Annotated in this window: 12 protein-coding genes; 5 read left to right on the forward strand and 7 right to left on the reverse strand. The window is 62.1% G+C overall.

Annotation, left to right across the window (positions count from 1 at the left end; all coding sequences use genetic code 11):
• The first annotated feature begins 5 nt into the window (after window positions 1-5).
• The 3 genes from paaD to QRM57_RS09030 are packed head-to-tail and all read left to right on the forward strand — an operon-like array spanning window position 6 to window position 2,556.
• Window positions 6-551: a 1,2-phenylacetyl-CoA epoxidase subunit PaaD gene (gene paaD / locus QRM57_RS09020; RefSeq protein ID WP_257371363.1), complete on the forward strand. Its 546-nt coding sequence runs from the start codon at window positions 6-8 to the stop codon at window positions 549-551.
• Window positions 552-561: 10 nt separating this feature from the next.
• Complete coding sequence (gene paaE / locus QRM57_RS09025; RefSeq protein ID WP_284986341.1) at window positions 562-1,767, forward strand: 1,2-phenylacetyl-CoA epoxidase subunit PaaE; 1,206 nt, start codon at window positions 562-564, stop codon at window positions 1,765-1,767.
• Between the two features lie 9 nt (window positions 1,768-1,776).
• Window positions 1,777-2,556 (forward strand): enoyl-CoA hydratase/isomerase family protein, encoded by a 780-nt coding sequence (locus QRM57_RS09030; RefSeq protein WP_235517299.1) that lies wholly within the window; start codon window positions 1,777-1,779, stop codon window positions 2,554-2,556.
• Here QRM57_RS09030 and QRM57_RS09035 read toward each other — a convergent pair.
• On the reverse strand, window positions 2,546-4,135 hold the full coding sequence (locus tag QRM57_RS09035; protein ID WP_284986342.1) for a PQQ-binding-like beta-propeller repeat protein: 1,590 nt from the start codon (window positions 4,133-4,135) through the stop codon (window positions 2,546-2,548). The two genes, QRM57_RS09030 and QRM57_RS09035, sit on opposite strands and share 11 nt — an antisense overlap.
• 127 nt (window positions 4,136-4,262) lie before the next feature.
• Between QRM57_RS09035 and QRM57_RS09040 the strand changes: the two genes are divergently transcribed.
• The gene (locus QRM57_RS09040) at window positions 4,263-5,726 is read left to right on the forward strand and encodes a protein adenylyltransferase SelO (protein ID WP_284986343.1); all 1,464 of its coding nucleotides are present in this window, start codon (window positions 4,263-4,265) and stop codon (window positions 5,724-5,726) included.
• Between the two features lie 52 nt (window positions 5,727-5,778).
• Here the strand turns inward: QRM57_RS09040 and QRM57_RS09045 are convergent, their stop codons facing one another.
• The 5 genes from QRM57_RS09045 to QRM57_RS09065 form a co-directional block, all read right to left on the reverse strand.
• Window positions 5,779-5,958 carry a hypothetical protein gene (locus QRM57_RS09045; protein ID WP_235517296.1) on the reverse strand — a complete coding sequence of 60 codons (180 nt, stop codon included), beginning with the start codon at window positions 5,956-5,958 and terminating at the stop codon, window positions 5,779-5,781.
• A gap of 144 nt (window positions 5,959-6,102) precedes the next feature.
• Complete coding sequence (locus QRM57_RS09050; protein ID WP_257371367.1) at window positions 6,103-6,519, reverse strand: MarR family winged helix-turn-helix transcriptional regulator; 417 nt, start codon at window positions 6,517-6,519, stop codon at window positions 6,103-6,105.
• Between the two features lie 78 nt (window positions 6,520-6,597).
• Window positions 6,598-7,125 carry a hypothetical protein gene (locus tag QRM57_RS09055; protein ID WP_257371368.1) on the reverse strand — a complete coding sequence of 176 codons (528 nt, stop codon included), beginning with the start codon at window positions 7,123-7,125 and terminating at the stop codon, window positions 6,598-6,600.
• A gap of 94 nt (window positions 7,126-7,219) precedes the next feature.
• A complete protein-coding gene (locus QRM57_RS09060) occupies window positions 7,220-7,801 on the reverse strand; it encodes a DUF1349 domain-containing protein (protein WP_284986597.1) in 582 nt (193 codons plus the stop codon).
• Between the two features lie 78 nt (window positions 7,802-7,879).
• Entirely contained in the window at window positions 7,880-9,406 is a 1,527-nt protein-coding gene (locus QRM57_RS09065) for an S-layer homology domain-containing protein (RefSeq protein WP_284986344.1), read from the reverse strand.
• A gap of 140 nt (window positions 9,407-9,546) precedes the next feature.
• Here QRM57_RS09065 and QRM57_RS09070 point away from each other — a divergent pair, with 140 nt between their 5' ends.
• Entirely contained in the window at window positions 9,547-10,353 is an 807-nt protein-coding gene (locus QRM57_RS09070) for an alpha/beta fold hydrolase (RefSeq protein ID WP_284986345.1), read from the forward strand.
• Between the two features lie 71 nt (window positions 10,354-10,424).
• On the opposite strand, the gene QRM57_RS09075 is transcribed toward QRM57_RS09070, so the two are convergent.
• Window positions 10,425-12,158: an FG-GAP-like repeat-containing protein gene (locus QRM57_RS09075; protein ID WP_284986346.1), complete on the reverse strand. Its 1,734-nt coding sequence runs from the start codon at window positions 12,156-12,158 to the stop codon at window positions 10,425-10,427.
• Window positions 12,159-12,362 lie beyond the last annotated feature (204 nt).

Genomic DNA, 12,362 nt, shown 5'->3' on the forward strand with positions numbered 1-12,362 from the left:
CCACAATGTCAACGATGGAAAAGACTGAAGAGCAGCGGGCCTGGGACATCGCGTCCACGGTCTGCGATCCGGAAATCCCGGTCCTCACCATCGAGGACCTGGGAATCCTTCGCGGCGTTCAGGTCACCCCGACAGGTGCGACGGAAACGCACGACGGCGGCCCGGCGGGTACCGCCGTCGAGGTCACCATCACGCCCACGTACTCCGGCTGCCCCGCCATGGACGCCATTGGTGACGACCTGCGGAAGGCTTTCGAGCGGGAGGGCTACGCCAGCGTCCACGTGAACCTGGTGTTGTCCCCGGCGTGGACCACGGACTGGATGACCGAGTCCGGCAAAGCCAAGCTGGAGGAATACGGGATCGCCCCACCCAGCGGCATGGCTGCTGCTGGCGGCCACTCCGGTCCAGTGCGCCTGAGCCTGGCGGTCAAGTGCCCGCAGTGCAACTCGTTGAACACCAAGGAACTCACCCGTTTTGGTTCCACGTCCTGCAAGGCGCTTTTCGTCTGCCAGGACTGCAAGGAGCCGTTCGACTACTTCAAAGTCCTCTAAGGAAGCAGCCATGACCACCGAAACACAGACGGCCAGCCGCCGTCGTGCGTCTTTCCACAACCTGACCGTCGCGGAAGTCCGGCGCCTCACGGACGATGCCATTGAGGTCACGTTCGGTGTACCCGCTGAGCTGGCGGGCCAGTATGACTACCTTCCTGGCCAATACGTCGCCCTGCGAACCACGCTGCCCGATGAAACCGGGGAGCCGCATGAGGTCCGCCGCAGCTACTCGATCTGCGCAGAGCCGCGCAGTTTCGAGGACGGCAGCAGCGAAATCCGGGTGGCTATCAAGAAGGACCTTGGTGGAATCTTCTCCACGTGGGCCAACGCCGAGCTGAAGGCCGGAGACGTCCTGGATGTCATGAGTCCGCAGGGTGCATTCATTTCACGCCACGGGAAGGACGGTGCGGCCGTCCAGCACAACGTCATGAACTCCATGAACCACCCGGAGGAACTGGCGGGTGAGCCGGGGAACTTCGTGGCGATCGCCGCGGGCTCGGGCATTACCCCGGTGATCGCGATTGCACGGACACTGCTGGCCGCCAATCCGGAAACAACGTTCGATCTTATCTACGCCAACAAGGCTGCCATGGACGTCATGTTCCTGGAAGAGCTGGCGGACCTGAAGGACAAGTACCCGTCGCGCCTGGCACTGCATCACGTCCTGTCCCGCGAGCAGCGTATCGCGCCGCTGATGACAGGCCGTATCGATTCCGAGAAGCTGCAGGCTCTTCTTTCGTCCGCGATCCGCTCCGAAGATGTTGACGAGTGGTTCTTGTGCGGGCCGTTCGAACTGGTCCAGCTGTGCCGTGACACCCTCGCCGCCCGCGGCGTTGAGCCAGAGCACATCCGCTTTGAGCTGTTCACCACCGGCCGTCCGGACCGCCCCGAAGGTAACGCCGGCCGACCGGTGGTAGCTGACGAATCTCAGGACACGTACAAGATCACCTTCAAGCTCGATGGCCTGACCGGAGACGTCGCCAGCCCCACGCACGCGCGCGAGTCCATCCTCAACGCTGCCCTGCGGGTCCGCCCGGACGTTCCGTTCGCGTGTGCGGGCGGCGTGTGCGGTACGTGCCGCGCCAAGGTGGTCTCCGGCTCCGTGACCATGGATGAGAATTACGCCCTTGAACAGGACGAGTTGGACAAGGGCTACGTCCTGACCTGCCAGTCCCACCCCACCAGCGAAGAAGTTACCGTCGACTTCGACGTCTAAGGAGTCCCCATGATCGAGCTCTCCATTGCCAACGGCATCGCCGAAATTGTCCTCAACATCCCGGAAAAGCTGAACTCGCTCAACGAGGACGCGCTTGCCGAACTGGATAAGGCGTACGACGACGCTGCTGCCGCCGCCTCCCGCGGTGAGGTGCGGGCGCTGCTGCTCCGCGGTGAGGGCCGGGCCTTCTGCGCCGGTCGCGACATCGCCGCAGTGACACCCGAATCCGATGATGCGCAAGCATACCTCGGCGGCCTGGTGGAGCCGCTGTTGAAGAAGATGGCTGCGTTCCCTGCTCCCACTTTCGCCGCAGCCCATGGGGCGTGTTTGGGTGTCGGGCTGGGGCTGCTCTTGGCCACCGACGTCGTATATGTGGCTGAGAACGCGAAGTTTGGTTCACCCTTTGCCAAGCTTGGCGCCACCCTGGATTCCGGTGGGCACTGGTACTTCACCGAGCGTTTGGGCATGCACCGCACGCTGGACCTGATCTACACGGCGGACCTCATTTCAGGTGCCGAAGCCGTGGCCCAGGGAATGTTCAGCCGTGCGATGCCCGCCGATGTCCTGCTTGAGGAGACGCGGGCAATTGTCTCCCGCGTGGCCTCGGGCGCGACACAGGCCTTCAACGCCTCCAAGGAACTCGTGGCCCACATCCGCGACCAACGCCTGGGCCTCTGGGCCTCCATGGCGGAGGAAAACACCGAGCAAGCCCGTCTCTGCAAGACCGACGACTACGCCGAGGGTTTCAAGGCGTTCCAGGAGAAGCGGGCACCGGTTTTCAAGGGGTAGTGCCGCGGTTCCGCGTTCCGGCGTCGATCCCAGCGGTCTGCTGCAGCCTGTAGCCCGAGATCTTGGTTTCGAGGGAAACCACGGCCATCCCGTTGTCTGTGGTGTTGATGTCCTGGAGTGTTCCGATGGTCAGTGACGGAGCGATTTTTCCAGTTCCGTTGCAGGGGAAGGACACCGTCGACCCCATGCCCGTGTCACCCCTCGGCATGTCTGCGTAAGGTCCGTTGGGCGGAAGGGCGTACTGGGTGCCTTTCAAGCAAAGGAAGACTTCCGAGGCGGCGACGTCTCGGGAGATTCCATTCCGGGTGTCTACGAGCTTGACGCCGCCGGGGGTTTCGGCCAGGACCGCATCCCCTCGGTTTGACGCCGGAACCAGAGGCTGGTTTTCGTACTCCACGTCGACCGCTTCGGTTTGCCATGCCGCCATCCCGGACAACGGATCGTACCCCACCGCCTTGGCCTTGGCGTTGGCGAGTTTGCCCGAGGGGTACTCCATGGAACCCTGCGTGTATTCACACCGAACGGGAAGGCCGTCACCGCTGCCGTTCAGCTTGGAGCTGGCTGTGCCTACCAAGTTGGCGCACCAGACATGGGCTGACTTGGCGGTCCAAAGCACTTTGCCGGTGGAAGCTTGGAAGCCCACTGCCTGCTGGTCTGTGAGTTTTACGGAGAATTGCTTGTCCTTCAGCAGGTCGTAGTCATTCTCACCCGTGGGGTTAAGCCCGACCGATCCCACGTAAAGGTCCAGTTTCTCCGAGTACTGAAAATTCCAGCCCAGGTTAGTGGTAGCTCCGCGGCCAAACACCTCTTGGATATCTGCGGACCAAACCTTTTTGCCCTCGTGGACCCTGGCAATCGACTCGATTCCGTTCTCCACCACGGAATACAGGCCCTCGCCGACCAAACGATAGGTGCCCGAAAAAGGATTGAGGGTGTCTCCGGAGTTGTCCTGGGCCGTGGCAAGGCTGACACGGTGCTGCCGGGAAAGTTGTGCTTTGGGGTCAAAAGCCGTGAAGCACATGTCCTTCTTGTTCTCACATGCGGTAGGGCGGGTTTCGATTAACTGGGAGTCGCCTCGGTAGACGACCCTTCCGGTTTTGAGTTCAACGGCAACAGGGGTGGTCCACCATGCCATGCCGAAGTTCTCCGCGGGAGTGCCGGCCGGCATCAGGAAGACAGCGGCGGCGCTGCCGGAGTCCGTTGTAGTGAGGGCCGGCTCCAGCGGAATGCCGGGAGCTCCCAAACCTGGATGAACGGGGTTCGTCCAGAGCTGCTTGCCGTCCGCTGCGGAAAAGGCGTAAGCGGTGATGCCACCCGACGTCTTGCCATAGACCACAGCCACGCCGTCGGCCACCACCGGTTGGCCGATGGGGTCCAAGGGTACTTCCCATGTCGCGACGGTGGCATTGTTGCTGCGTTTCAGGAGCTCGGCGCTGGGCGGTGCCTTCGGGGCGGATGTCATTTTGGGCAGGGGAATGAGGGTGCACGATGCCAGGAAGATGACCACTGCCACTGCTGTGAAGGCAAGCCCAACCGACTTGATAAGGGCGAACGGCCGTGAGGTGAGCGAAGAAGTCATGGTTCCCCCAGAAACACGAATGGTTCAGCACCTTCAGGGGGTTCAAAACCAGAAAAGGGCCAGCAAGGCGTGGCTCAGATAGAGAATACAGGGACAGGTGCCCGCCAGTGCCGATTATCCTTAATTGATGAGTGACATCGCGCATTCCACCATTGCCTTCGAAGGCCATTTCGCCCGCGACTTCCCGGAGCTGGCCATTCCGTGGCGGGCGGAGGAAGCCCCGGATCCTCAGCTGTTGGCGCTTAACGGGCCACTCGCCGTCGAGCTTGGTTTTGATCCGGACTTCCTGCGGAGCCCGGAGGGCGTGCGGCTGCTGCTCGGCAACGCCGTCCCGGAGGATGCGACGCCGGTGGCCCAGGGCTACTCTGGGCACCAATTCGGCTTTTACTCCCCGCGGTTGGGAGACGGCCGTGCCCTGCTGCTGGGCGAGGTGGTGGGCGCCGACGGGAAGCTCCGCGACATCCACCTGAAAGGTTCGGGCCGGACGCCTTTCGCCCGCAATGGCGACGGCCGGGCGGTCATCGGCCCTATGCTCCGCGAGTTCATCGTGAGCGAGTCGATGCATGCGCTGGGCATTCCCACTACCCGTTCCCTTGCCGTCGTCGCTACGGGCCGCCCGGTCCAGCGTGAGACGGTAATGCCCGGCGCGGTCCTGACCCGGGTGGCCAGCAGCCATCTGCGGGTGGGCAGTTTCCAGTATGCCCGGGCCTCCGATGACATGGAGTTGCTGCGGCGGCTCGCTGACCACGCGATCGAACGGCACCACCCGGCGTCATCCGAGGAGGACAACCGATACCTTGGCCTCCTGAAAAGCGTCATCTCCGTGCAAGCGGAATTGGTGGCCCAATGGATGCTCGTGGGGTTCGTACATGGGGTCATGAACACTGACAACATGACCATTTCGGGCGAAACCATTGACTACGGACCGTGTGCCTTCATGGATGGGTTCGACCCCGTGGCCGTGTACAGTTCCATCGATGAGATGGGCCGGTACGCCTACCGGAACCAGCCCGTGGTTGCGGAGTGGAACCTTGCACGTTTCGCCGAAGCAATTGCGCCGCTGATCCACGAGGACCAGGACCAAGCGGTAGCCATGGCCGTTGAGGCCCTGGGTGGGTTCCGGCAGCAGTACAGCGCGGCCTGGTTCAGCGGCATGAAGGCCAAGCTGGGGCTGCCTGAAGAGATTGACGACGGCGTTTCCTCGCCTTTGGTGGACGACGTGCTGAACCTGGTCCAGGAGGCGCGCGCGGATTACACGTCGTTCTTCCGCAGCCTGGGCAAGGCGGCCCGGGGGCAGGCGGAGCCAGTCAGGGGCATGGTGCTGGACTTGCCCGCCTTTGACGCGTGGCTGGAGCGTTGGCGGGCCCTTGCGCCTGATGCGGATGCCATGGACGCGGTGAACCCTGTCTACATTCCCCGCAACCACGTGGTGGAGGAGGCACTCGCGGCCGCAACAGCGGGAGACATCGGACCGACGGAGGACTTGCTCGAGGCTTTGGCGTCTCCGTATGAGGAACGTCCCGGCCTGGAAAAATACGCTGCTCCCGCGCCTGACAGTTTCGGGCCGTACCGGACTTTCTGCGGAACATAGGGGGAAGCGGCGCAGACCCGCTCGCTTCCCCTCACCCGGCAGGGATTGCCTGCTAGCCCCAGATGGCTTTGACCACCATGCCCGGGCCTGCCGCCAAGTGGCTGCCGGTGTGCCCGTCATCCAGGATGCACATGTCTTCCGAGCCTGGGGGGCCCGTCGAGACCAAGCACTCTGTGGCCCTGAAACTCAGGAGGTCTACGGGAAGGTTGTCGCCGATGCGAAGTTCACTCATGATGCCCTTTTCGTTGTCCGGGCGCGGTGTGAGGCTCCGCCCGGTAGCTGGAAATATGGATTTCCCTTGTCGCCGGACTTCATCAGCGAATAACTCCATACTGCCTTGGGCTACCGGGTTCCTCCAAGTGGGCCTTGTGAACCCCTAGTTGATTTTTGTGTCCCGAACGATGGCAATGAGTTCAGCCCGAAGGCTTTCGGAGTCCAGATCGATGCCTTCGAGTACGGTGTTTTCCTGCCCGTGGGACTTGTTCAGCAAGTCCAGTCCCAACTCGGTGATGGACACGAGTTGGCCGCGCCGGTCGAAACGGTTTACCTCGCGATGGATTAAACCCCGGGATTCCAGCCTGGTCAGCAGCGGACCCATGGTTTGGGCTTGCACACGGATGCTTTCGGCCAGCTTGCCCGGGGAGATGGGCCCAGAAGCCGCCAAGGCATCGAGCGTGAGCACCGTTGGATATGTCAGTCCCAAGGGGCGGAGCCGCTCGTTCCACCCAAGCTCCACTAGCCGCGCTGCGGTGGACAGCAACCGGCTTGTTGGCCAATAGTCCATGTCAGGCATTCGGGCCCCCAGCCTCATAAGAATAGTCAGCTTCCTTACTAAGACTACATCCCATGGGCTGGATGATGGATTGTGGGGTCAGGAGAGCTCGAATCCGGAGTGTCCCGTGGTGCGCTCAGCGCTGTGCACGTGCAGGGCGTGCCGCATCGCCTGGCGGTTTTCTTCGGCCGATTCAAGCTGGCCGGCGACGCGGTAGAGATCGGCGGCCCACTGGAATTCGTCGGCAGCGGAGCGGAAGCGGGCTTCATCAAAGAGCCTCCGGCCGATGTGGTGGCGGACGTAGGCTTCCTCTTCCGGTGTCCGCGCTGTCCGGAGTGCCTTCTCATGGAGCACCGCGGCGTCGTGCCAGCGGTACTGGCGCTGCTTCACCTGGGCGAGGATCAGGAGGAGTTCCCGGCGGTCGGGTGAATCGGGGAGAAGCTTGAAACCCTCATCCAAGGCCTCGGTGTCCCGGCGGAGCAACGCCAGGTATCGAATGCGCTCCACTGGTGGACACTCGCCTGCCAGGGCCTCGTTCAGGGCGTCGCGGTTGATCACCACGTCGCGGAACGTCGCAGGGTCAGTTCGCCAAAGACTTGCAGTATCTTCCACCGTGATGCCCCCCATAGGACTGTAACGGAGCCAGCTCAGTTGCGGCCTGGGTCATCGGGCCGCAGAAGACTCCATAATCTCACGAACGGTCAGGCCCGCAAGTTCCGGATCAGTGAAGTTGGCCGTCCGGGGGAGTGCTCCGCCATGTGTGGAACGGGACCGTCAGCCCGTCCCGCGTCGGTGAGCAGGCGAATGGTCCGGCTTGGGCGGTCAGTGTCGGCTCCAGCGGCACAACCCGCACCAATTGGAGTTCCCCGCCGTCAGCCGCGGCCCGGATGGTAAGGGCGTCGCCCGCGCGGCTGACACGTACGCGGATACGGCCCCCGTTCCACTCGGGAACGGGTGCCAAGGACCAGTCTGAGACGCGGTCGGTGACAACCGCGCCCAGCTGCGCGGCGCCGTCGGCGTATTCCACGCCGGCCTTGATCCAGTGTTCCGGGCTGATCCGCACGAAGATGCCCGCTTGGTCGAACTGCTGGGAAAACGCGGCCGTGAATTCGACCTCCATGGCACTGTCCTGCGGAAAGGGTGCCAGGAGGGCGTGTTCGGTGTCGTGGATGAAGCCATAGGACGTGATGCGCCAGGCGTCGCTGCCCTCAGCGGCGGTTACCAGGAGGTCGCCTTCCAGTTCGACGACGGCGGCCGGCTGGTTGGTCCATTCGCCGCGGCTCCATGGAATGTCGGTCATCAGTGGTCTCCTCGTTACTGGTTTCGCGCAGCAACCGGCGGGCCCCGGCACCAAAGCCAGGGCCCGCCGTCGTACGTCTATTTATGGGTGACCGGGCAGGCTCTGGCAAGCGATGCCGTCGCCATCGCCGTCCAAGCGGGCGATATCACCGTAGTGCGGGTAGTAGTAGTTGAACCAGTCCTGGGCCTGGCGCCACGTGCTGAAGTCCTTGCAGTTCTTGGTGTCACCCGGGTTGGCCGGCTTTGGCGGCGTCACCACCGGCGGCGGGGGTGTCACCGGGGGCTTCGGCGCGGGCGGCGGCGTCACGACGGGCGGCGGGGGAGGCGAGCAGTTGCTGCCCGTGATCCCGCCATTGCCACCGTTGACGAAGCGGTACATGAACGCGGCCATCGCATCACGCGCCACTGGCTGGACCGGGTTGAAGGCGCGGCAGCCGTAGCCGATGTCCCAACCGGTGGAGATGCCCTGGGCAGCCAGCCACGTGATCTGCTTGTAGAACTGGCTGCTGACGGGGACATCCTGGAAAGGCGACGTTCCCGGTGCCGTGAAGGCTGGGTTGCCTCCATAGCGGTACAGGAAGGCGGCCATGGCGTCGCGGTTGATGGGGCTGAGCGGACGGAAGGTCTTGGTGCCGTTGGCTTCGGTCCAACCGGTGGAGATGCCGCTGGCGGCCAGCCAGGTGATTTCCTTGTAGAACTGGCTCGACGGCGTGATGTCACTGAAAGGCGACGTCGCCGGGGGAGTGAAGGCGGGCTTCTTGGCCAGGCGGTAGAGGAAGGCGGCCATGGCGTCACGGTTGACGGCGTTTAGCGGCCGGTAGGTCCGGGTGCCGTTGGCTTCCACCCAGCCGGTTGAGATGCCCTGTGTCGCCAGCCAGGAGATCTCTACGTTGAACTGTGTGGAGGAGTTGACGTCGCTGAAGGTGATCGGTTGCGTGGGGGCCGTGTCAATGGCGATTGCCGGTACGGTGACCTGCGTGGTTCCGCACGAGCCCTGCAACGTGTTCGAGACCGCCGCGGATTCGGCCGCGTCCATGGTCAGCTGCCAGCGGTATTTCACCAGCACCCAGTCCGTAGCGTACCTGCAGGCAGTTCCGGCCAGCGGCGGCATCCATTCTGCAGGATCGCGGTCGCTCTTGGACTGGTTCACGTTGTCGGTCACGGCTTCCAGGCCGACGTCCAGTGTGAGGTCGTTCGCATAGTCACGGCGCTGTTCGGCCGTCCAGGCGCTTGCGCCGGAACCCCACGCTTCGGCGAGTGGGACCAGGTGGTCTATGTCGACGTCGGACGCGTTGGTCCACGTCGCTCCGTCATACCAGGAGTTCCATCGGCCAGTGGCCACCGTGCAGGTTCCGGGATTGAAGGTCACCGGCGTGAGCGACTCCTGCTGGAGCACCTCTGACCGGGTGTCGCAGCCGTTGCTGTCAGCGTCCACCCAGTGCTGGAAGAGGTCGCGGTTGTACCCGGTGTTAGTTTCCTGGGTGACAGTCAGTGAAGAGAAAAGTGTGGCGACGCTTGCCGTGTTTGAGGCCGTCGCGGTTTGCGGCAAAAAGACAGCCGCCGACGCGGTCAGCGATAGGATCGCCAACCACGAAAGAGCCTTAGGCATCTGGGTTCCCCATATTCGATTAGTGCGCTCTGAGCAGCGCATACATCATGGGATCGTACCGGCGCGGGCTAGCTAATCAGGAACCTTGCAGTGTGTGACGCGGGGGTGTGTCCTCCTGATGGCCGGCGTACGCTGAGCCCATGAAGTCCCAGGTCAGGACACTGGCTTTGAGCACGGGGATCAGCGTGCCGTGTTTCGTTCAGGGCCGCCTTGATGAAACGCGCGACGACGGCGACGCACCGTTGCTTTTATTGCACGCCTGGGGCGAATCCTGGCGCAGTTTTGAGCGGCTGATTGCCTCGCTTCCTGATTTACTGCTGGTAGTCCCCGACTTGCGGGGGCACGGCGGTGCTGACAAGCCTTTGGGCGGTTATTCGTTGGAGGAGGTGGCACGTGATGCTGTGGCGGTCCTCGATGCGCTGGGCATTGGACGGGCGCACGTCCTGGGTTCCTCCAGCGGGGGATACGTAGCACAGCAACTGGCCGTGATGTACCCGGATCGGGTTTCGTCGCTGGTGTTAATTGGTTCCCCGTTGAGCCTTCACAGTAAGCCGGCCTTCGCTGACGAAGTAGAGGCTTTGACTGATCCCGTACCGGAATCCTGGGTTCGGGAATCTCTGTCCTGGTACCGACTGCTGCACACTGTGCCGTCTGCTTACATCGAGGATCGGGTCCAGGATGGCCTGGCCGTGCCTGCGGCCGTGTGGAAGGCGTCGCTGCGGGGGTTTTGCGGGGCGGTGCCACCCACGGAATCCGGTCAGATCTCGGCGCGCACCCTCATTCTGTGGGGCGCGCACGATCACCTGGTTCCGCGGAAGCACGAGGAGGTTCTTGCCGCCCGGATCCCTGGCTCCCTGCTGAAGATCTACGAGGAGACCGGGCATTTGGTGTTGTGGGAATGCCCGGAGCGGGTGGGGGAGGATGTTCGGGGGTTTCTTGCTTCTTAGGTTGTTGGTGGGCGGCTAGCTCTTAATGGTTCCAGGGCTAGCCGGATTGCTTTCTCCGCGCAGCGAATGGCTCAGAGAATGGCTGTCATGACGTTCCAACCCGTGCCCACCTTGGTCGCCGTAGGCCAGGAAAATCCCCCGTGCCCCGAATACATCCAAAGTTCACCTGCCGAATTCCGGGCGAGGATGTCGGACCATCCGTCGCCGTTGAAGTCGCCTGGCCAAGCCAGGGAGTTCATCGCGTTCCAGCCCTGACCGATTATTTGCTTGGGCAGCGTGCCAGCGCCTGCTTGCGGGTAGAGCCACCATAGCGCCCCTGAGCCATCCCGTGCGGCCACATCGGACGCTCCATCGCCGTCATAATCGCCGACGCCGATAATCTGAGAATAACTGTTCCAGCCAGAGGTGTACCAATGACGCGGCAGCCATCCGCCCCGTCCGTCGCCCCGGTATAACCATAGAGTGCCGCTGCTGTCACGAGCTGCGACATCTGCTGTGCCGTCTCCGTTGAGATCCCCTACTCCCACCAATGCCGTCATGACGTTCCAGCCCTGCCCCACCTGACTGCGGGGCAGCCATCCGCCGGAGCCGTTGCCTGGGTAAAGCCATAGTGCTCCGCTTCCGTCCCGGGCCAAAACGTCGGATTTATCATCGCCATTGAAGTCGCCAGTAGAGACCATGGCGGTCATGACGTTCCAGCCCTGTCCTACCTGGCGGCGGGGCAGCCATCCGCCGGAGCCGTTGCCTGGGTAAAGCCATAGAGCCCCAGCGTTGTCCCTGGCGAGGACATCGGACTTACCATCCCCGTTGAAATCATTCTTCACCGGAGAAGAAATGGAACCATCAATAATTGCCAAGTTCCATCCGTCAGAGTCGCCGACGTAAACCCTGTTCGAAACGGGGTTGACCGCCGCTTTCCCAGACCGTCCTCCAGTCTTAACAACTGACGTGCTGTTGTTCGAGCCGTTGAAGATAGTGGTTCTCCCCGCAGTCGTTGGGGCATAAACCTTATTGTTGCTTTGGTTAACAACCAAGTCACTGATTTGCGCCGGGGTTCGGAATTCTGCCACCTGCTGCTGATTTCCCGCGTCAATGACCTGAATGAGTCTGTCTGTGGAGGTGCGTTCCACTTCTACGTAGACCTTGTTGGTCGAGGTGTTTATGGCTAACTTCCCAACGAGGCCTGACGATGGAATGGTACTTTCGACGGTATCGGTTTTGCCATCAATAACCCTGATGCCGCCCCCGTATTTGCCGGAAACCGTGAAATAGATCTTGTTGGTCACCGGATTGACCGCAATCGCTTGGATTCCGCCGGGTCCGATGCTGATGGTAGAACTGACGGCCCCAGCGTCGACGACCGTGATGGTGCCGTCACCCAGGACGTAGACCTTGTTTGTTGTGGAGTTAACCACTATGTCTGTTACGTCAGCGGTGATGGGCAATCTAGCGGTAGCTTTCGTGGCATCGTCGATAATCGTAAGGACTTTTGTGCCGCCAAGGTAGATCTTGTTGTTCGTTTCGTTGACGGCCAAGATCCACCCTGACGCGGGAATCCGCTCGGGCTCGCCGTAAGTAGCGCCGTCCACTACAGCGACGTAGCCATCATTGGAACTGACGTAAATCTTGTTAGTTGATGAGTTAACGGCGACATCCGATGTATAGTAGATCGGAAAATTGCGGCCTCCCGCGGGACCGCCGTGAATATACATGCCTTCCTGATTCAAGACATAGACGGTGTCCGTCACAGGGTTTACTGCAATGCTCGCCGGGCCGTGGCCTATACGAAAATCATCGGTCACCATATCGGCATGGGCCGGCGAAATTGGTCCGAGGGACAGCGCAGCTAGCGCCAAACACGTGGCGCTTAGGATGGCTACTATTCCGAGTCGATCCCGTACCCTGGTCCTTTTGGCCAAACGCAAACCAGCCAAAAAGCGGCCCATAGAATCCCCCGGAAGTTGTGGTTACTAAACAACGTCAATAGAAGAAGACTACAACGAATTCGC

Source organism: Arthrobacter sp. fls2-241-R2A-172 (genome assembly GCF_030208885.1).
Classification (GTDB): domain Bacteria; phylum Actinomycetota; class Actinomycetes; order Actinomycetales; family Micrococcaceae; genus Arthrobacter.